Below are 22319 nucleotides of genomic sequence, written 5' to 3'. Positions count from 1 at the left end.
ATATTTAATTAAAACAACACATAAAGACAAAAAAATATACTGAAAACCAATTACTTACAAAAACAATATATTAAATTAAATTGGATAATTAATTTAATATTTTAAAAAAATAAACCATTATAATCAATTAGGTCATTCTAAAGTACGTTTATACAAATTTATATGCATAAAAAAAGAATAAGCTTTTAGATAAAACTTATTCTTTTTTCATTTCTCGGTCTTACTTTACCAAGTTATTTAAAATTATTTTACAAATTTAAAAGTTTTTTTATTATCCATATTTAATAAATATATTCCTTTTGATAAATAGCTAATATCAATTGAACTATCATCCGAATCCACTTCTTTTACAACTAATTGAGAACCTGTTAAGCTATAAATTTTTATTTCACTATTCAGATCCGTTAATCCGGTAATAAAAATATTATTGTCATTATTATGAAATGATAGATCAATTAGTTGATCGGTTTCATTAGTTACAGATAATGTTAAGTCTTCTTTAGATACAATTTTTCCAAAGTTTTCTTGTGGCATATATAATTTATTTCCACTAATTACAACATCTCTTAAAAAATCGGTACTACTTCCTGTATCCATAGCTTCTGTGGTTATATTAGTAGAATTAGAAAATTCGGTTTTCTTGATAGTTCCACCATCAGAGAAATATAAAAAATCATTATAAACATAAACCCCTCTGACGTTTACGCCACTAACAAAAGAAGTGAGCGTTGGACTAACTAATAAAACATCAACGGAATAAATCGTATTAGCATCTCGATCGCCAATGTAAAGTGTACTTCCTTTAAATTCCATATCCTGAGGATTTGTTAATCCTGTTAAAACGGTAAAAACTGGAGGATTACTAATGCTTATATCAATTTTTTTAAGAGATGTTCCGCCACCGGATAAATCCTCATTTGTAAAATAAAGTTCACCATTATATACGTCTATAGCAGAGACATAACCTAAGCTTGAAACGATATTATTTAAAATTGTAGGCGTACTAACATTAAAACTAGCCAAAGTACTTTCTCCTGTATTATCATTTACGTATGAAATATAAAATGTATTGCCTTCTTTTATAATATTACCAATGCCAATAGAGTCTATACCTACGGGCAAGCTATTAAATAAGACACTGGCCGAGGGCAACGAACTACTCAGGTCTATTTGTACTATACCTCCTGGTGTAGCACCCCCTTTTACGTACAAAATATTGTTATCAATAATAAGACGGTTTGGTTGGTTTAGTCCTGAAAATAAAATCATCTACTTGAGCTTGTGAAAAAAAAGATGTCATTAAAAATGTGAAAAATAGTTTTGTTTTCATAATTTAAATTTAAGTTACTTTCAATATTAGGAGTTAAAAATTTTTAAATAAAAGGCTAATCATACCTAAGATTTTGGTTCGTATTTTCTATCTCTTTCAGTATGTTTTTTGTACGTATTTTGTTTATTTTTTCTGCGTAAAATAAAATCACGAAATCATAACTTCTAATTAAATCTGATTTAGAAATTCCTGTGGAACAATTCAACCAACCTTTAGATTTGTTTCCATAATAAAAGAGTATCTCTTCTTTTTTAGACAGATCTGTTGGAATGTTGGTTCTCGAATTAAAACTACCAGCCAAAATTTTAGATAAATCAATATTTTGAACAGGTTTTATACCAGGTAACGTTTGTCTCATGGTTAACATATCCTTATTCTCAAAGAAATAGAATCGATGAAAAACTGTAGTGTCCTTTCGAGCAATGTGATGGTTAATTCTTATGCCATTATCTATTTGAAAATCTTCTATAACGTGCTTTTTTGCTTTCAATTTTCCGTTTTCAAATATATCGTAGCTTATAGATATATACTCACCTTTTTTAAGAGCAAAAGGATATTTAAATATGTAAATACCTTGTCCTTCAAAAATACTTTTTAGGTCTTCCGAATCAATATCATAATTGTTATTTTCTCCTTGCCCAAAAATTGAAATATTGATAAACATTAAGACTATAACAAACAGTGATTTTTCCATCTTGTTTTTGCTCTATTGCTACTTAAACTTAAGTATTATTTTTAATTGATTCTTATTTAGTCTGTTCAAATTCGCCATATTATGTTATACTATTAACTTGATAACTATTAAACACCTAAATTAATAAAGATAATATAAATAAACTAACAGTCAACTCCTTACACAGATAAATAATTAAGTTCATTTAATAGTTTTTTTTTAAAAAAAGTTATATTCAAAAAAGAATGAAAAAATTACACCCCTAAATTATCACAAGAAAACAACATATTTGCTCTGGTTTATTTAATAAATGTATTGCTTTTTAATTTTATGTTCTCTAATTATTACAAACGAGTGTTTAAGTATGAATTCCTCCTCAAATATCATAGGCCGCTGTTGATGTTGTTTTTATATTTTTGTACCGAGCCATTTAAAATTAATTTATGAAAATCTTAGTTCTATTATTTCTCTTATCATTTTCATTTATTTCACTTGAAAACGTGCCTAAAAAAGTATCTCATTCTGAAATAAATCAAACACCTAAACCGAAAATTGCTAAAATTAAAGAAGCGAATTTCGACATACGAAATGACACGGTAATTTTTAATTCTGGAAGTATTGAAAATTTTGATAAGGCATCCCATCCTATTGATGTGTATTGGATTGGAGAAACTAGAGACACCGTGGTAAGGTTACAACATAAATACGATAAAAGTAAAAACCTGGTGGGCACTGAAACCTACCAACACGGCAAAAAAACACCATATATAGATACAATTTATGTTAATACTAACGGATTAAAAGTGATTGAGTCATTCGATTCTGATCATAAAGTTTCAAAGAAATCTATAATTACAACCGATAAAAATGAAAACCCGGTACTTAAAACTTATGAGAACGGAAAAGGTGAATTTCAGGGATTAGACAGCTTGTTTTTTGATGCTAAAAATCGTGTAATCAAAGAATTTCACGAAGACTCAAAAGGCAAACGTTATGGAATTATTCTTTCATATAAATATATAAAATCGGACCAATATGGAAATTGGACAGAAAGACACATGTACGTTGGAGAAACTCTAAGCCAGAAGCAAACCCGAGAAATAACGTATTATAAATAAAAAGGATTTCCTAGTATTATAAAACCGCTCTATTTTGAGTAGCAAACGGTATAAAATAAAAAAAACGGTAAGCGTTTCCGCTTACCGTTTTTTTTGTTTTATAGCAATTTACAATTTTAGTACTATTTAAAGGTTTTTAAAGACGAACGCAGCATCCAAGCCATTTGTTCGTGCATTTGCATGATAGCTGTTATAAAATCGGCTGTACCTTCATCATTATGTGCTTCGGCGTTTTCGCCAATATTTTCTCTTATAAATTTAATCACTGTTTCATGATCATCTAATAATATTTTCATGAAACTAGCACTATCATTAGTATCAGGTCCATTCTCTTTTAAAGCCGACAGTTCTATAAACTGTTGCATGCTTCCGGGAGAATAAAATCCTAACATTCTAATACGTTCTGCCACTTCATCAATCGTATTTTCTAGTTTTCCGTATTCTTCTTCAAAAAACACATGTTTTGCATGAAAATCAATGCCTTCCACGTTCCAGTGTGCGTTTCTGTATTTTGTGTACATCACGTATTCATCTGCAAGTAGTTGTTTTAACATTTTAACTACTGCTTTTCTATTTCCTTTTTCTATGCCTATGGCTGCAGTTGTAGTTTCCATTTTTCTTTATTTTTTTTTAATGATTATAGTATAAAGATACTAGTAATCAACAGCTTCTATTAACGTAAAACATTCAATAATTGACGCTAAAAAATCAGGATGGTAAACAACAAGTTTTCTTCTTAAAATATTAAAAAGTTTAGTACCGTATTTAATTACCTTTCCTTCTTTTCGCTTGCTTTTTCAGCATCTTCAAAATCAATTTCATTATCTACAACTCCTTTAAAAGCTTCTATCCAGCCATTTTTAAAAATGTTAAACACACTTGGCCATACTTTAGTTTCTACATTATTTAAATCGCCTGAAAGCGGCACTTTTGTTGCCAAAGTATTGTTCCCTTTATTTTTAAGCACAAATTTAAAGAAGCCTACAAAGCCTTCCCAAAGTCTATTAAAAAACGGATCTTGCTCGACGCTTATCAATTTAGAGTCTTTCAAAAAAGGTTTTATATAACCCGTTAAAAAACCGTTAGCTATAGCAATTTCACTAAATACATTAAAACTTCCTTCGGTAAAATCTATACCCGCATAATGGTTTGAAAAATCGTTTAGCCCCGTAATCGATGCATCTTCTAAAGAAAAGGAAATATCCATATCTGGAATTTGCTTTACCAAATCCATTTTACCATCCAAGGTAAAACGGCCTTGCCCTATAGATACGGCTTGTGCCGATATTTCCGAAGGCAATTCGCGCTCGGTACGTTCTACATTTCTAAGATTGGTCGCATTTAACTGAATTTGATTTAAGTTCAAGTCGATATTGGGGTCTGATGTAAGTTGCACAAAGGCGGCTTTACCATCTATAATTTTAAGATTATTGATATCAATGGGCACCAAATCGGTTAAAGCTTTGGTCCAATCATCAAAATCGGGATCTTCAGCTTCATCTTGTTGCTGATCTTCAAAAACGTAAATAAATTGGGGACGGGTTAATACAATTTCGCTCACTACCCTACCCTTAAACAAGGCGCGCCATTCTATAGAAATATCTGTTTCGTCTAAATTTATAAAGGGTACTTCCGATCCGGCATCGACCTTATTTAAATACAAATTATGAATAACATAAGCGCCTCGAAACAACGAAATATCGATTCCTGAAACTTGACCATAATACCCCGGAATATCTGCAAGTACGCCGTTTACATACTTTTTTACCATAACAGGTAGCAACAACCTTATTAAGATTAAAACCCCAATAATAATTAATGGTAGCGTATATCTTTTTTTTCTAAAACCTCTATTTTTATTCTTTCTCATGCTTGGTCTCTTATTTCTTTCCGTTGCCTACCACGGTGTTTTTTAATCCGTCTTTGGTGTTTAGCCACAGATAATTAAAAAATGATTTTGTTCTATCTCGTTCTACCGCAATACTTCCATATCGATACCCATTAGCATCCGTTTTAGAGCCATCATTTGTTAAAATATTAACCAAGGCACTTAGTGTTTTATTAATCCCTAATTGATCTTCATTCAGAATAGTGAATTTAAAATCTTCATATTTCATTTTCATTTCTCCTTTAGAATTGAAGTCATTACCATAAAACGTAAAATACATTTCATGAATCCTCCCTAACGCTCTAACATTAGCCTGCGATTCTAAAAACGGATTAATCGTAGACGCTTCTAAATCTTTTAAAATTGCCGATGCATTAAAAACATCCGATGGATCAGATGTATTAAAATCCCAATGAAACTGTAAAGGCGCTTTACCCATAAGTTTGGCGGTAACATCAATAATGGTTTTCTGTTTATTGGTGTTAGAAAGATTCTTGATTTCGGCATCTAAATGTTCAAATGAAATAGAAACCGGATCGATATCCAAATCTACTTTTTCGGAATAAAAGACATTGGTGTTTTTAATAAAAAAGGATTCAACATTTAGTTTTATCGGAAGATTCTGCAGTCTAGAACCGTAAAGAGTTTTCACCGTAAAATCATCAGGTAAAAGTTTATTTCTGAATAAATGTAAGTCGCCATTATTTATATTGAAACGTGTCGCTGACACTGAAAAACTATCGTTAACGGTTGCAATTTCAAAATCTTGAAAGTCGCCTGATGGCACCGTAAATTTGACATGATCGCGTTCTTGGGTTAACCGTTTGGAAAGTGTTTCTTTATCGTACTTTGAGGCGATTGATAAATCTTCAAACGTCACATTTTTATTATTAAATAATACATGTGCAACGTTTAGATGTTCAAAACGGCTTAAATTTAAGTATAAATCATCCAATGAAATATCTATCGATTTATATTCGAATGGAATTTTATTCTGAAGTAACGCCTTGTCGGTTTTTACATCATATAATTTAAAGGACATTTTATTAATAGAAAATTGAACTTCATCCGATTCCTTTTTAAACATGGTTATTTGAGCATTTTCAGTACTCAAATTATCAGCTTGAAAACGTTCATGTTTCCAAAGCGACCAATAACTAAAACCACTAACTTCAAATGTTTCCGCAGTAATAAAGGATTCTGTTTTTTGAGATTCCAATTTAACAATTTCACAATTAGCACCTTCTAACTGCAAGGTTCCTGTAAAAATATTTAAGTCTAAATCGTCATACGTTAATGTAATATTTTCGGGTAGTTTTTCGTCAATAAGTTTACCAACCTTATGTTTGGCATAAAGTTGCAACCCAAAAATTGATATCAAGAACACGCCAACAATTACCAAAATTATTTGCAATCGTTTTTCTTTAATAGTAGTCATTATCGTATTAGATTTATCCGTTTTAGTCATCCCTGATTATTGGTTTGTTGTAGAAATTTTATCCGCTTCATTTCCCGACTCTAGGTACTTCACAACTTCCGAAGCACTTTTAATTTCTATATAATCGTTTCCATTAATGATGATAGGATGTTTAAGTAACAGCGGCATTTTTTCTAGTATTTTTAGCCAATCGTGCTGCTCCATAATTTGTTTATCCTTGCCGTAATTTTGAATAAAATCTGGATGCTCCTTATTTATTAAATCTGAAATATTTTTACCCAGTTCTGTAGCTAATTCTGCCCATTGAGATCCTGTAACTTTGGTTTTAGAAATATCTACAGCGTGTAGTTTTTTATCCGATGCATTCACATAAGCATGCGTTTGTTTGCCTATAGAATTTTCTGAATGGTAATAAATCGTAATTTTTATTTTATGTTTTGAAATCATGCCCATAATCTTTTTAGTTTAAGTGGAAAGATACCATGAAACACCTTTTTAAATTAGCGTTATCCGTTTCTTTTGTAACTCAAAAACTCAAGCACGTTCTAGTTTAACAGCCTATTAACAAGATTTCAACAGGTTCTAAAATAATGAAACATAGCACATAACATCTTATAATTTTATCCCAACTATTTAAAGCACAAAGGCAGGATATTTAATTTATAAATATCCTGCCTTTAATGTGATTATGGGGTTTTTCTACTTCCTTTTAATGAATTACAAACTTGAAATGTAATTTTTCTTCACTATTTGAAAGGATTAAAAAGTAGGAACCAGAACTCAAATTAACATCTACCTCTTTTACCTTACGCATGGTATTAATGTCATTTTCCTGATAAATTTGTTTTCCTGTAACATCAAAAATGGCTAGTGTACAATCGCTTAAAATGAAGTTGGTATGAATACTGAACTTGCCTTGATTAGGCACTGGTGAAATGAAATTTTTATCTGCAACCACCTCATCATCATCTACACCTAATGAAATATAATCCACCATCACATCAATTGTTTCTGTTAACGTACAACCTAACGGCGTTTGATACCTAAGAATTAAAGATTGTGCACCCAGTTTATTCCATTTTACTGATACTTTATTATTATCCGTACTTAATATTTCACCATTAATTATAATCCATTCATACTTGCTCATATTGGCATCGGCCGTGTATTCGTAGGTATCCAAAAGTACTGGATTTTCCTCTCCTGAAATACTAACAACATAATTTTCAGCACTTCCCAAAATAGCACTTTCTGTTGAAAAACCACTGAGACCACTTAACTTTTTAGCTATTTTAGTTTTGTCTATTTCTAACACCACATTACCATCAATGGGGCTTTCTATACCGTTTAAAATATAATATTTATCAGTTACCTTTTCTATAGTCACATTGTTTTTTGGAATGCTAATACCTGTTACTTTTAAATTAAAGGCATCACTATCAAAAGTATTTTCATCAATATCTTCAGAAAATTTCACATTAATATAATCGAAATCGGAACAATCATTACTAAGCTCATCTACCAGTTCAATATCAATGATTATATCTGTATAATCTAGATAAGCCGTTAAAATTTCAGCATTGCTTCGGCGACCTTCAGCATCTGTTGCCACGACTTTAAACTTTTTAGCTCCAGTGTAACTAGTAAGTGAAATACCGTGCGTACCAGTTTCCGCTCTGAATTGAGTATCGATTAATTTTTCGCTTGTAGCCAACAACTCGTACACCTCAACAGTTACATTATCTAATAAAGTGGTATAGAACAACTGAACATCATTGCCCGACGTAATATTATCGGTATCTGAAATTCCTCTATCTGGTGTTAATTTTAAGTTTGAAATAGCAACTATAGCATCGAGTCTTACCGTCCATGAGGTTTCAGCAATACCTTCGCCTAAATTATCGTTTTCATCCCTAAAACTCGTTTGATCGATGGTAACACGATAAGTTCCATTGCTAGATGTATCACCGCCCAAGCCCAAAACAGAATAATGTAAATCGTCTATTTTCTGAATCGTTATAGGAATCGATATATCTTGCCCATTTTTAGTAAAGTGAAATGCCGAAGCTTCAATATCTGAAACTATTGGCCTGCTCAACTCAATCTCTAATGCTGTAATAATTTGACTATCTATCGCCCCTTGACTTACCCTTTGTATACTTTCCACTTTTGGCAAATTATTATCGACTTCCCAAGTGAATGTTTGTAAGGCCAAACCAGAAATACCATCGGTAGCTTTAATATTAGTAACATCAATAGCCATCGTATATTCCCCATTGTCCTCGTTTAAAGGATTAATTCCAGAAATACTATAGTTATAATCGTCTATTTTATCTATGGTAAGTCCATTGACTGCAGCATCGTTAATAGTGATTTTATCCTCAGTAAATTCCTCGGTTCTAATTGGTTTATTAAAAATTACATCGATACTATTTACAGGGTTCTTTTTTAATTGATCGGATTCAAACTTCAGTATTCCCAATTCATTAATAAACTGTAACCAGCCTATTTTTTTTCCATCCTTACCTTCATTCCCTACCAAATCTTTTATACCTAAGGCTTGCACCGTCAATTCATAATAGCCTGATTGTGCCGTAACATCTTCTATGTTTATAGAAAAGGTGGTTGGGTTTATTTTCCCAATTAGAATATTTTCTACCGGCACTTCAACACCTTGATGTATGAGCACAATATTATCCGTTGTGAAGGTATTAAAGTCTATTTCTTTATTAAATTCAACCGTTACCAACTCGACAGGTACGGTATTGTATTCGGCTGGCGCATCAATAAATTCTACAATTTTCGGGATATCCCCATCGATAGGTGTAAAATATAAAGTGTAGGTTTCTACTGCTGTTATTTTATCTAAAACGTGTAGCTTATTTTCGTATTTGGGGTTTAAGCCATCTTTAAGCGTTACGTGAGTTTGCCAGAAATTTTGAGAAGGAATTTCAAAATTATCACGATCTCTAATCACTTTTTCTAATTTGTAGTTTGCTGCCGATTCATCTAAAATATTACCATAATTCCAACCAGTTGTTATTGGGTTTATTTGAATTTTGGCCGTTAATGTTCCTGGTGTTACAGCTTCAACAATGGAAACAGCCTCTGCTTTAGACACAGCTTCCGAAGTACCATTTGATAAATAAATCATATCTGGTGTATCATAAACATCCGACATATCATTAACTAAGAAGTCGGAAATATCATCACTATTATCACCATAAGCTTTTACACTTCTAACCAGTTCATGAATATAAGCGCCTTTTATTAAACTTAAATTGGCGTTTCCAAAACTACTGGTATGATTCACTTTTACATCGTACTCCACAAAATGACCAATAAGCGAACTAGTAAAGTACCACTGGCCCACAGCCGCTGTTTTAGGTTGAATATCTCCAAAATCGACATTTAATAATCCCATTTGTGTAGGTTCATTATTAAAATTAGAACCTATCATTTCGAAATTAATTAACAAACCTTTTTCATTATCTACAATTTTGGGTTGCATGGATTCCACATTAACATCATTCGCCAATCCGAAACCATCGTTTATAATCATTAATGATAATTCCGCAGGTATTGAAGGTTCAATAACATCCTCGGTAAGCGCATCATCGCCTAAAATGTCTCGTTGCATAAAGTAATGCAAAATTAAATCTGGACTAGGGTTAACCTCCAATGTTACGGGGTTAAGCGTGATACTTACTTTTTCTCCAATTTCTGGGTCGAAATAAGACAAAATTCCACCGAAAGAATAAGATTTGGCCACCTCGGGCGCTGCTTCTTTCGTTGGTATAAAAATGACTAAACCTTGTCCGCTCTCATCGGAGTTTACAGTTCCGTTTCCGTTTAAGAATTCTTCTTTATTAATTTGAAATAAATGGGTTTTGTTTTCGCCATTTTCATCTTTAACAACCAGGTCTAAATGAATTTCAGTAATCGACTTAGCACTGGCATTGTTAATATTTAATGTCCCTTCAAAAGCTTCACGCGTCATGGTTAATCGCTGCGGAAACTCAATAGTTACGGTGGCACAAACACTAGCTTCATCTTCACTTTTAGCTTTAATAAACTCATCCATAGCTACTAAATCAGAATTATACATATCGGCTACTGAAACAAAACCGCGAGTAAAAGCATGACTTACCAAATCGGCTTTTATCTGATTATAATTATCAATTTTTGTTTTATCAATGATATTTGGATACTGCGCATTTGGAGACAGCACGTTTGCATTCCAAGCAGCAACCGAGGTGTTCCATCGGTTTACAAAACTATCGATATAAGCTTCACTAATACTTGTTTCGGCCATATCGTTTTTTAACGCTAAAATATCTTCAGAAGTTAATACGCCTTCCGAATCTAGAACAGCTCCAATAGTATTTAAGAAAAGAGCCAAATAATCGTTATTACTTTCTAAATCTTCATTTTGAAAATACTCTGACAATAAATCCTCTTGAGCTACTTCAGCCTCTGATATCTTTTCAAAATCTTCAAAAATAAAGTCGAAATTACCACCAGAACCGGCTAAACTGGCCTTACTAGCATTGGTTTTTAAACTTCCGCTAGAACCACCGCCACCAAATGAAGGAAAACAGTGTCTTAAATCGATAATAGCCAGCGCACAACCAATACGCCCCTTAACACAACCCACTGCAGCCTTTCCGAAACCGACTAACCCTGTAGAAGTTAACATTGAAAACGCACAACTAAGCGCAGACGTATATGGATTACAGCTTAAAACCGTTGATGTTACCGCATTTAAACAAGGATCACAGAAATCTGGGAACGACGTTAATGTGCTCGTGCCTGAACCTGGCCCAAAGCCAGTTCCTGTGCCACCGCCGCCGCCACTTACGCCGCCAGGCCCACAAGAATAACAGCCGTCTACAATAATTGGTCCTCCTCCTCCGCCTGTTGATGCACAGGTGTTAACGTAAGCAGTAAAGGCAAACATTTCTTTTTCGGTATCGCAAATATACACGGCACGCAACGTTACCGGAACATTACAACTGCCTCCTCCTGCTTTAGTTGCCGACGCCTTCCCTAATCCTGAAGGACGTTCGGTGCCTATAATATTTTTGATAAGAACCGGCACAGTAACTGCCGATTTTGCATTTAGTACATCTAACGAGGTAATTAATGGTTTTATGGTATACCCATCGGCTTCGCCTGTACTAATACTTACATTTTGTGCGGCAATTAAACCATGATTTGTTACCGTAATATAGGTCATTCTAGATTCTCCTGGGTTTAAATCTAACTTCGGATTATCGATTTCCATAACAATTACGGGTAACGGCACATTGGTTTCAAACTTGACTTGTAAAGTGATATCGTACTCATCCAAAATTTCAATAGGTTGCACATCCCACGAATAAGTTACCGCTTGGTATGGTAGAAACGCCGTTACTCTAGTGTCTTTTCCTGGATCAACCAAAATGTTATTCTGATATGGGTTATGTTTTTCCGCAGTTACATTTACCACATACCAACCTTCATTAATATCTGGAATTTCAAATAAGCCCGAAGCATCTGTAAAACCTTCAGCAATTATCGCTCCTGTAAACGGATGTTTTACAACCACTTTTGCTCCCTCTAAATGTGGCGCACTGCTGGTGTTATAGGTATATTCATCTGTAGCATCTACAATTAATTTACCGGTAGATTCCGATACGGTTTCTAATTTAAAAGGAATAGATAGCCAAGGTCCTGTGGTTTGTTTTGCGACTAAATTACCAGTAATAGGCACATTAACCTGCTCCTTTACTGTTGGCTTAAATTCTAATACAATTTTAATTTCTTCATCTGGTTTTATACTAGCAATCAACGGTTGCGAGTGTAAACGCAACCAATCTAAATCGGGTAATAAAAGTTCGACATTTTCGGCATTTACAGCACCCACATTTTTAATAGTAAACTCATAAAGTCGGGTTTCATCTTTTGCCATAGTGGTGTTTATCGAAATAGGATTTGCCACCAATTTAGATACTTGATTTTTACAGTAATAGTAAGCCCTTTCGCTATATAGTGCGCCTTCGTTAGATTCAATCTTGAGTTTAAATTCAGTATATTTTAACTCTGCACTGGCATCCATAGACACCACATCAAAAGGAAATACAATGGTAGCTCCTGGCTCAATATCCATAGGAGTTTGATCGATAGAGAATTCAGAACCTTCTGGTATGTTAATCATCACACCTGTTAACCTCGTATTGGTATTGTTTTTTAACCTTAACTCCTTTCCTAAAGATGTATTGGCTAATGTTTCCCATTTTATAAACTGTGGTTTCCCGATAATTTCAAAACCTAACAATTCAAAACTAGCTTGTGGTGCAATGGCTTCTCCCGGAAAACATGCGGTTACGTTGTACGAGCCGTTTTCATTCTCAAACGGTAGGTATTCAAAAACAAAATTTCCACTAGCATCGGTCGTGATTGTATAATCCTTTTTAAATTCAGTATTTTCAATTTTTAAAGCAATTTCTGCATTTGGTACGTTATCACCTGATGCTGTTTTTGCGGTTCCAGAAACTTCGACCCTTTCGTTCGTATTATAAACCGATTTGTTAAGTGAAATTTGCACAGCATAAGCTGGTGAAAGACTCAACGCTATCTGGTTCTGATTGTTTTCATAATCTAATTCTGTAATAGAATAATCGCTATTTATGGCCGCAATAAGGTGATAATCTCCTGAGAAATTAGGAAGCTCCACATCTTCAATATGCTCATAAGTGGCATCTACCGCAATAGCTTTATTAATTATAGTAGATACAAAGGGTTTTAAGATGCCAATATTAGCGGTTTTAGATAAATAATAATCTATTTTACTATTAGTAGGAAAGCTTACATTCCCTTGGTTTTGTATAAAAGTATGTACAGTAATAGTTTGCCCTGCTTCTGGAGTTTCAATGGTTGTTATATCTATAATTGAAGCATCTGGTTTATTCTGATTTGAAATTAGAATCCATCCATATCCCGTAGTATAATCTGTGGCTTCCGCCTGAATTCTCACACTTTCATCACCCGTTTGATTTGGGTCAATACTAGTGTTGAAAGATAGCTCTACAGATTTTTCTCCTGCCGGAATAGTCACTGTACTTGGAAGTTCCACAATATGTGCTAAATCGTTTGAAAGTGTTACTTCTACCGGATCTTGAAGAATGGTTGGGTTATTGGTGTTTCTAGAAACAATGAGCTTATTATTAACGGCTCCTGCTTTTATGGTAGATGGCGAAATTTTTACACTTAAAGCTAACCCGTCGTTATCCAAAATAGTGATATCGCTGCTTACCGACGCATTTATATCGTTAGCATCAACACAAGCACAACCGTCAAATTTAATTTGAGATGTTACCGTAACAGTACGTTCTCCTTCAACTTCAGAATTATTGACAGCACCAATATTAAATGTTTTTTCAGACTCGCCAACTTTATATAAAATTTCCGAAGGTAAAATTAATTGGTTGGCTATACTGGCACTAATTTTTACTGTCGCCGTTTTATCTAAATGGTCTGTTCTTCTTAAGGTAAAATACGACGCTTTAATGCCATCGCCTTCCGAAATTTGACTTGGACTGATATCTAATGTGAAGTTTGGAATGTTTATAGAACCTAACTGGATGTCTTTAATAGCCGTGATATAGCCGTCTGCTTTAGCAAAAACATTAGCAGCTGTAGCCTTATTGATAGCTCCCGTATCTTTAATACTAGCATCAAAAGAAACACTTTGTGTACCTGCTAATAACGTTACGGTGCTTGGCAATGCCAATCGCCCAGATTTATCTGTAGAAATATCGATAACCTGATCGCTGTTTACACTAAAACTCGCATTTAGTGTAAATGGTATAGTGCTACCAACGGTGGTGTTATATGTTTCTGGATGGCTTAAAGTAAGTATTACTTTTTCGTCGTCTAATAATTTTAAATTTACTAATTCTTCGGCGTAGCCTGAACCTATGGCTTGTATTTCTATATCTCTATCGCCTTCATAAGACGCATTATCAATAGGATTTACATATAAAAAGTTAGACGAAGCATTTTCTGCAATAGTTAGTGTAGCGGGTAAATTAAAAGCCCCCGTTGCTGTTGTTGAAATGGTAAAATTTTCTGCAATTTCCGTATTTCCACTTCTTTTTAAAGTGAAACGTAACAAATCGTCCGAACTTTCAATAATTTGTTTTTTATCTAATGTAAAAATCAAACGCTTTAATAAGGTTTTTGTTTCCGCTGAAACTGCAATATTATTCTCTTTAGCACTCGTAGGCTCTTTAACACCCGAATTGGTAACTAAGGAAACTTCAATCTTTACATCGCCATCAAAACCGATAATTTGTGGAATGTTAACCTCTAAAGATCTGTCTATTGATGCGCCTTCTAAAAGAGTATTATTATAATATGCATATCCGATAATATATTTTTTCCCGTTGGTTTGAGACACTAACGCTACCTGTTCTCGCCATCCGCCAATAGCTGCTGCTAAACCAACATTTTCAACATTCCAACTAATATTACTTACGGCATTAGGCAAAATATCGGCTTGTAAAACACTAATAGCATCCACTTCTAAATCGGGATTTTCGCCTTCAACAATAGTTAAAACACCATCTTGATGATTACTTCCTAAATCTTCCCCATTGCTAGAACTCACAATAACATCTAAAAGTGTGATATTGTAAGTTTCTCCAGCTTGATAATTTAATGGAATCTCTATTGGAATTTCAATTAAACCACCAGAACTCCCAGTAAAGTTGGTGTTTGTTCCTGAGAACCCTAACAATAAATATGTGCCATTACCCAAAGCTTTAGGATAAATAACATGATTGGAAGCTCTTCCTGTAAATACGGCTTCTTTTTCTTTCAATATTAAACCGTTAGGCACCTTAATTTTAAATTGAAACCCCGAAATATTATCGCTGTTTTCCAACGCAATAATCACCTTTGTATTTTCGCCAGGTGCGGCCTCCAAGTTTTCTATAGTAAGGCTGTTTTGCCCGAATGCTGTTGTGATTAGAGACAACAGTAATAAAGTAATTTTAATAGCTTTCATAATCGTTTATTAGTTAGTTATCTTAATGTTATTCAATAGTCATTTTTCCTTTTAAAATTGTTCTGGCTCCATTGGAATTTATGTGATAGAAATACATACCTGATGCCATTTGCTTCCGTTTAAAACGGTATTGATTTTTCCCTAAAGTCAGGTTTTTCAAAATTATTTTTTCTACCAGTCTACCGCTCATATCATAAATAGATAATGTAGCTTTTGAAGATGCGCTTTCAATGTAAAAATCAAGCGTGGTTTCTACTTTAAACGGATTTGGGAAATTGTATATATTAGAGGTGTTTAACATTTCCGATACATCGGTACTTAACGTAGATTCCATAATTTCAGATGAAATTTCATCCGCATTAACATCAGATAAAATAACCGACTTAATACTTATGTTTTCAGCATCGATCTTAGCCAATTCAATTTCCCCATTTAGAATGGCATTAAACCCATAGGCAATCATGCTAACATACTCACCTTTATTCACCAGGTTTACCGTAAAACCAAGCGACGACAGACGTTCTGTAAGCGCTTCTTTGGTTGTTCCTTTTATAAGAATTTCTAAACTTGCCACATCATTTCCATTAGTATCAAGCCATAAAAGACCATTTTCTATTCTTAATTTTGAAACGGGACCGTTACTTGTTTTTCCTATAACAGCACTTCTATTCTCCGGTACCACTTCTTGGCTTTGAATAATATTAACTTGTTTGATAACATCTAAAATGCTGATATTATCATCACCATCAATATCGGCAGCGTTATAGTTGAAGTAATACACATAATTATTCAGAATATAATTTATAGACGTTTGAATATCTAAAACATTCAGGTTGCTATCAAGGTTGGAATCGCCAGCTTCGTATTGCAAGTAATAATTGATAATACTGTTTTTGGCGTCTCCAGAAACCTGCCTTAATTCCACTTTTTCATTACTCGGAATTTTCCAAACTCGAATTAAATCTATTAATTTAACACCTGTTTCTGCGAGGTTAACGGTGCGTAAAAAACTACCGATTTTCAAATTATAAGTCTGATTATTAAAACCTTGTTGAGCGTGATTGTATCTATTTAAACTGAAATCGGTAATAACGGTTTCCTTATTCAGGTCGATTTCACCAACATCAACCACTTGGCGGTCTAAACTCACATCAACATCTGCTGGTAAAACCGCAGTCATTGTCGTGATATGGTTAGATGATAAATTCAATTTATTTAAATACGGTAAATCGTCAAAAATATCTGGTACCGTATTGGATAAATTATTACCACTTAAATCAATGGCTACAATGTGCCCATCATAAGTGCTAACGCCATACCATTTGTTGCTGTGTAAATCATTAGATGTGGTATCCCAAGAATTCGTCCATTGATTGCCTCCTAAACTGTTATAAAACGAAACCAAAGCTTGATATTCTGTTGCCGTAACGGGGATATTCGATTTATCTTCAATACCTAAATAATTGAATTCGGTATTTCTAAACGTTCCCGTGGTTTGGCGAATCGATATTTTTGCTTCCGAAGGAATTTCACCAACGCGAACATTGGTAAATATTATTTCACCTAAGTCGTTTGTGGTGGTTGTGGTATGCGTTACATCGTCTACTAAAAGGACAAACGTGTTTTTAGCCTCGAAATTATTGTTTTCCAAATCATAGGTTGCCACATTACCCAAATCAACTATTAATTGATCGCCTTCAAGGCTTAAAACCGTATTGGTATTAATAATTTGGTTTCGTAAATCGATATAAGTATTGGTATAATCGTAGTACAGTTTTTTATCTACATGACTAAAACTATTGCTCGAAATATCCAAATATTCTAACACTGAAAAATCGGATAAAACAGCTGGAATAGTTCCTGAAAACTGATTATTTCCAATGGCAAATTTCTTCAAATTTTGTAATTCTGAAATTCCTGTAGGAATTGTTCCAGAAATCATATTAGAGCTTATATCCAAACTTTCTAGTGCTGTAAGTAAATTGATACTTTCCGGAATGCTTCCGCTAAGATTGTTTGTACTTAATATCAACGTTTTTAGATTTGGTAAACCTGTAATATCTTCAGGAATAATCCCCGTTAAGTTATTATTAAATAAGTTTAGAGATACTACATGGCCATCCTTAATACTAACCCCAAACCAACTTTCAATATGCAGGTTGTTTTCGGAAATGTCCCAAGTATTAATCCACGATCCACCATTGGTTTCATTATATATGGTTTTCAGAATTTCAAACTCTTCGTCTACTAACGGAGCTCCAAATGTTACGCTATCATAATATATATTTGAATACGCTGATAGGCCGTTAATTTGATAAACTCTCAATTTATCGGTAACTTGTAAATTGAGTAAATTAATATTAGAAAACACTAATTTCCCGTTGTTTGAAAAGCTTGTTTTTTGATAAACATTATTTACATATAATTGAAATTCGTTAGTTGCATCCAACGTGACTACTTCATCATTAAGCGCAACAGTTAAAGGTATTGGTAAATCTATATTAATTTCGTTTGCTCCAATTTCGATACTTTCAATTTGAATATCTTGGTAGTTAAAATTTAGCTCTGTTAATGGCAATGACGAAAAATCGGTATCTGAAGAGTTTATAGCATTATAACTTAGATTTAATGACTTTAAATTAGTTAAATAGCCTAAAGTTGCAGGAATTGCGGTTAAATTATTTCGAGAAAAATCGATAGATTCTAATAAAACCAAGTTACCAATCTCACTAAAAACAGCACCTTCTAGTGTGTTATTACTTAAAACAATATGTTTTAGATTGGTTAATTGCGACCATGAACTTGGAAGCGTATTCGCTATTTTACAATAGCTTAAATTCAACTCTTCCAAACGCTCTAAGCCCGATAAATTGGCTAAATCGGTAGTACTTAAATTGTTATTATAGTAGTTTGAATAACTAGAACTTAAATCTAATTTTTTAAGAAATTTTAAATCACTAAACGATAATGGAATAGCTCCATTAAGTCTATTTTGTGGCAAATTAATTTCAACAATATGCCCCTCCTCAATCACTAAACCATGCCATGCGCCCATATTAAGGTTGTTAACACTCACATCCCATTTGGTTTGCCAAAAATCTACACCTCCTGTTGCATTATAAAAATCGACTAAGGCTTGATATTCAATATCTGCTACTTCTTCTAAATCGACTGTAGTTTGGGCAAACGTAATAAGTGATGCGCTGGCAGAACCAGAAGTTTGGTACAACGACACCACTTTATCTTCCGTTAAGGTGTTTAAATAATCTTTAGGAATTAATAAACTACCATCGGCATTCATGGTAAGATAGGTTTGAATATTACTACCATCTATTCTAAAGTAAAAACGATTTAATGCTGAAAAATCATTCTTATTCCGATCATAGCGTGTAATATTTGGCAAATTGGTTAACAGAATTTCTTCACCATTGTAAACAAACTCATCCAACGTTATTCTTTGTGAACTGACAGGTACATACACACTAGTTGGTAAAAAAGCTTCGATATCCGAAATTTCATTAGAATTTACATTTAAAGACGTTAAACTTGTTAAGTCTTCTAGTTCTTCTGGTAATACCGTAAGTTTATTATATGTTAAATTGAAGGTATTCAGATTAACTAAACTTCCTATGGAAGTTGGAATTGTAGTAAAACCATTGTATGAAAAATTGATATCTTCTAATGCTGTTAAACTACTTATCTCATCAAAAATAGGGCCTTCAAAATTGTTGTTATTTAATGTTAACGTTTTTAAATTCACTAACGCTCCGAAGGATGATGGCACCGCTTCGAACTGATTATATGACAAGTCAATACTTTCTAATGCTGTTAAATCTCCAATATCACTAAATACCGTTCCTGAAAAGGTATTATGACTAAGATTTAAAAATTTTAAATTGGTTAATGCCGACCACGAATCCGGGACGTTTCCGCTAAGTTTACAGTAACTCAGGCTTAAATCTTCTAAACTTTCTAAGCCTGATAAATGATCTAAATCGGTAGTACTTAAATCGTTTGCATAATAATTAGTTGTAGATGTTAAATCGAGTTTTCTTAGAAATTTTAAATCACTAAAAGAAGCTGGAATAGCACCATTAACCCGGTTTCTAGGCAAATTAATTTCAACAATATGCCCATCCTCGATCACTAAACCATACCATGCTCCCAAATTAAGGTTGTTAACGCTCACATCCCATTTAGTTTGCCAATTAGTATCTCCTCCTGTAGCATTATAAAAATCGACTAAAGCTTGATATTCAATTTCTGGTACGCCAGGTAAATCTACTGTGGTTTCAGCAAAACTAATTGTTGATGCACTGGCCGAACCAGAAGTTTGGTATAACGACACCACTTTATCTTCTGCTACAGCACTTAAATAATCTTTTGGTATTAATAAATTACCATCGGCATTCATGGTAAGATAGGTTTGAATATTACTACCATCTATTCTAAAGTAAAAACGATTTAATGCTGAAAAATCATTCTTATTCCGATCGTAACGGGTAATGTTTGGTAAATTAGTTAGCAGCACATCATCTCCATTATACACAAACTCATCCAATGTTATTACTTGCGAACTTACGGGTAAATAAACACTGGTAGGTAAGAAAGCTTCTATATCCGAAATTGCATTGGAATTTACAGTTAGAGACGTTAAACTCGTTAAGTCTTCTAGTTCTTCCGGTAATCCTGTGAGCTTATTATATGTTAAATTGAAGGTTTTCAGATTGACTAAACTCCCTATGGAAGTTGGAATTGTAGTAAAACCATTGTATGAGAAATTGATGGTTTCTAAGGCTGTTAAACTGCTTATTTCTCCAAAAATGGGGCCTTCAAAATTGTTGTTATTTAATGTTAACGTTTTTAAATTCACTAGCGCTCCAAAGGATGATGGCACCGCTTCGAACTGATTATATGACAAGTCAATACTTTCTAATGCAGTTAAATCTCCAATACCACTAAATACCGTTCCTGAAAAGGTATTATGACTAAGATTTAAAAATTTTAAATTGGTTAATGCCGACCACGAATCCGGGATGTTTCCGCTAAGTTTACAATAACTCAAGCTTAAATCTTCTAAACTTTCTAAGCCTGATAAATGATCTAAATCGGTAGTACTTAAATCGTTTGCATAGTAATTAGTTGTAGATGTTAAATCGAGTTTTCTTAGAAATTTTAAATCACTAAATGAAGCCGGAATAGCACCATTAACTCGGTTTCTAGGTAAATTTATTTCTACAATATGCCCGTCTTCAATAACCAAACCATACCATGCACCTAAGTTTAAATTATTAACGCTCACATCCCATTTGGTTTGCCAAGTAGTATCTCCACCGGTAGCATTATAAAAATCAACGAGGGCTTGGTATTCGATATCCGTAACGTCTTCCAAATCGACTGTGGTTTCGGCAAACGTAATAATTGATGCATTGGCAGAACCAGAAGTTTGGTATAATGACACCTCTTTATCTTCCGTTAAGGAATTTAAATAATCTTTTGGGATTAATAAACTGCCATCGGCATTCATGGTAATATAGGTTTGAATATTACTACCATTAATTCTAACGTAAAAACGATTTAATGCAGAAAAATCATTCTTGTTCCGATCGTAACGGGTAATATTCGGCAAAGTCGTTAGAAGCACGTCTTCTCCATTATATACAAACTCATCCAATGTTAGCACTTGCGAACTTACGGGTAAATAAACACTGGCTGGTAAGAAAGCTTCGATATCCGAAATTGCATTGGAATTTACATTTAGAGACGTTAAACTCGTTAAGTCTTCTAGTTCTTCTGGTAATCCTGTAAGCTTATTATAGGATAAATTTAAAGTTTTTAACTTGCCTAAATTCCCTATGGAAGCCGGAATAGTTGTGAAGCCATTAAATGATAAATTAATAGTTTCTAAGTCTGTTAAATTCCCTATCTCACTAAAAATAATACCTTCGAAGGTGTTATAATATAAATTTAAGTTTTTAAGCTTGGTTAACTGCGACCAAGAACTTGGGATAGTTCCAGATAGTTTGCAATAACTTAGAGTTAAATCTTCCAAACTTTCTAAACCGGACAGATTACCTAAATCAGTGGCACTTAAATCATTTCCATAAGATCCCGAATTAGATGTTAAATCTAGTTTACGAAGGTGTTTCAGGTTGCTAAAAGTTGAAGAAATAGCACCAATAACTCGATTTCTAGGTAAAATAATTTCAACTACATGTTCGTTTTCAACCACAACCCCATGCCAGTCTGTAGTGTGTAAATTATTTGTAGTAATATCCCATTTAGTAATCCAATTATCACCTCCCATAACATTGTAAAAATCTACAAGTGCTTGGTATTCTACGGTTGGTATCGGATTATTTTGTGCACATAATGGCGATAAAAAGAATACAAATAAAAATTTCAGTAAGACGTACTTTTGCTTCATATTGCTAAATTTGAATTGTTAAATATCTACGCTGTGTTTCTATGCTATTTTATCATTTACGTCACATTTTGAAAACACTCTAATAATCACAATATGACCATTTTTAAAAAACATTGAATCACTACTAAGTGCATTTCAACATCGTGAAAAAATCGTTTTTTGTAATGAAAACCTTTTGTTATGAATAATTTCAAAGTGTGTATAACAGGATTCTAAATATTCATCATTTAGAACCTTGTTTACTTTGGGAGAAGATGTGAATTCACCTTTTTAAATGGCACTATTTTCGTGTCCATTTAACTAAGATAAATCGAGTTGCTATAAACTATATCAAATATAAATTTCCTTTTTAAAATAGGATATAACATATGTAACAAATGATATAAAATATGT

At 33.3% G+C, this 22319-nt stretch carries 9 protein-coding genes; 1 reads left to right on the top strand and 8 read right to left on the bottom strand.

Features of this window, described 5'->3' with window-relative positions; all coding sequences use genetic code 11:
* Window positions 1-243: 243 nt before the first annotated feature.
* The gene (locus tag QWY92_RS18385) at window positions 244-1269 is read right to left on the bottom strand and encodes a T9SS type A sorting domain-containing protein (RefSeq protein WP_290274272.1); all 1026 of its coding nucleotides are present in this window, start codon (window positions 1267-1269) and stop codon (window positions 244-246) included.
* 116 nt (window positions 1270-1385) lie between these two features.
* A complete protein-coding gene (locus QWY92_RS18380; protein WP_290274269.1) occupies window positions 1386-2024 on the bottom strand; it encodes a hypothetical protein in 639 nt (212 codons plus the stop codon).
* A gap of 422 nt (window positions 2025-2446) precedes the next feature.
* Between QWY92_RS18380 and QWY92_RS18375 the strand changes: the two genes are divergently transcribed.
* Complete coding sequence (locus QWY92_RS18375) at window positions 2447-3121, top strand: hypothetical protein (protein ID WP_290274266.1); 675 nt, start codon at window positions 2447-2449, stop codon at window positions 3119-3121.
* Between the two features lie 122 nt (window positions 3122-3243).
* On the opposite strand, the gene QWY92_RS18370 is transcribed toward QWY92_RS18375, so the two are convergent.
* The 6 genes from QWY92_RS18370 to QWY92_RS18345 all read right to left on the bottom strand — a co-directional run bounded on the left by QWY92_RS18370 (window position 3244) and on the right by QWY92_RS18345 (window position 21926).
* Entirely contained in the window at window positions 3244-3735 is a 492-nt protein-coding gene (locus tag QWY92_RS18370; RefSeq protein ID WP_290274263.1) for a Dps family protein, read from the bottom strand.
* 155 nt (window positions 3736-3890) lie between these two features.
* Window positions 3891-4991 (bottom strand): DUF748 domain-containing protein, encoded by a 1101-nt coding sequence (locus QWY92_RS18365; RefSeq protein ID WP_290274259.1) that lies wholly within the window; start codon window positions 4989-4991, stop codon window positions 3891-3893.
* A gap of 10 nt (window positions 4992-5001) precedes the next feature.
* Window positions 5002-6447: a DUF748 domain-containing protein gene (locus QWY92_RS18360; protein ID WP_290274256.1), complete on the bottom strand. Its 1446-nt coding sequence runs from the start codon at window positions 6445-6447 to the stop codon at window positions 5002-5004.
* 36 nt (window positions 6448-6483) lie between these two features.
* Window positions 6484-6894, bottom strand: a complete 411-nt coding sequence (locus QWY92_RS18355) for an arsenate reductase family protein (protein ID WP_290274254.1) — start codon at window positions 6892-6894, stop codon at window positions 6484-6486.
* A gap of 262 nt (window positions 6895-7156) precedes the next feature.
* On the bottom strand, window positions 7157-15499 hold the full coding sequence (locus QWY92_RS18350) for a T9SS type A sorting domain-containing protein (protein WP_290274251.1): 8343 nt from the start codon (window positions 15497-15499) through the stop codon (window positions 7157-7159).
* A gap of 28 nt (window positions 15500-15527) precedes the next feature.
* Window positions 15528-21926 carry a leucine-rich repeat domain-containing protein gene (locus tag QWY92_RS18345; RefSeq protein ID WP_290274248.1) on the bottom strand — a complete coding sequence of 2133 codons (6399 nt, stop codon included), beginning with the start codon at window positions 21924-21926 and terminating at the stop codon, window positions 15528-15530.
* Between the last annotated feature and the right edge of the window lie 393 nt (window positions 21927-22319).

Source organism: Algibacter miyuki, from assembly GCF_030409805.1.
GTDB lineage: Bacteria > Bacteroidota > Bacteroidia > Flavobacteriales > Flavobacteriaceae > Algibacter > Algibacter miyuki.
This window is presented reverse-complemented; position numbering and strand designations above follow the sequence as displayed.

Excerpts from the sequence above, each read along its gene's own strand:
- QWY92_RS18355 (WP_290274254.1), bottom strand. The coding sequence starts at position 6,894 with ATGATTTCAAAACATAAAATAAAAATTACGATTTATTACCATTCAGAA.
- QWY92_RS18380 (WP_290274269.1), bottom strand. The coding sequence starts at position 2,024 with ATGGAAAAATCACTGTTTGTTATAGTCTTAATGTTTATCAATATTTCA.
- QWY92_RS18350 (WP_290274251.1), bottom strand. The coding sequence starts at position 15,499 with ATGAAAGCTATTAAAATTACTTTATTACTGTTGTCTCTAATCACAACA.
- QWY92_RS18345 (WP_290274248.1), bottom strand. The coding sequence starts at position 21,926 with ATGAAGCAAAAGTACGTCTTACTGAAATTTTTATTTGTATTCTTTTTA.
- QWY92_RS18365 (WP_290274259.1), bottom strand. The coding sequence starts at position 4,991 with ATGAGAAAGAATAAAAATAGAGGTTTTAGAAAAAAAAGATATACGCTA.
- QWY92_RS18360 (WP_290274256.1), bottom strand. The coding sequence starts at position 6,447 with ATGACTACTATTAAAGAAAAACGATTGCAAATAATTTTGGTAATTGTT.
- QWY92_RS18385 (WP_290274272.1), bottom strand. The coding sequence starts at position 1,269 with ATGATTTTATTTTCAGGACTAAACCAACCAAACCGTCTTATTATTGAT.
- QWY92_RS18370 (WP_290274263.1), bottom strand. The coding sequence starts at position 3,735 with ATGGAAACTACAACTGCAGCCATAGGCATAGAAAAAGGAAATAGAAAA.
- QWY92_RS18375 (WP_290274266.1), top strand. The coding sequence starts at position 2,447 with ATGAAAATCTTAGTTCTATTATTTCTCTTATCATTTTCATTTATTTCA.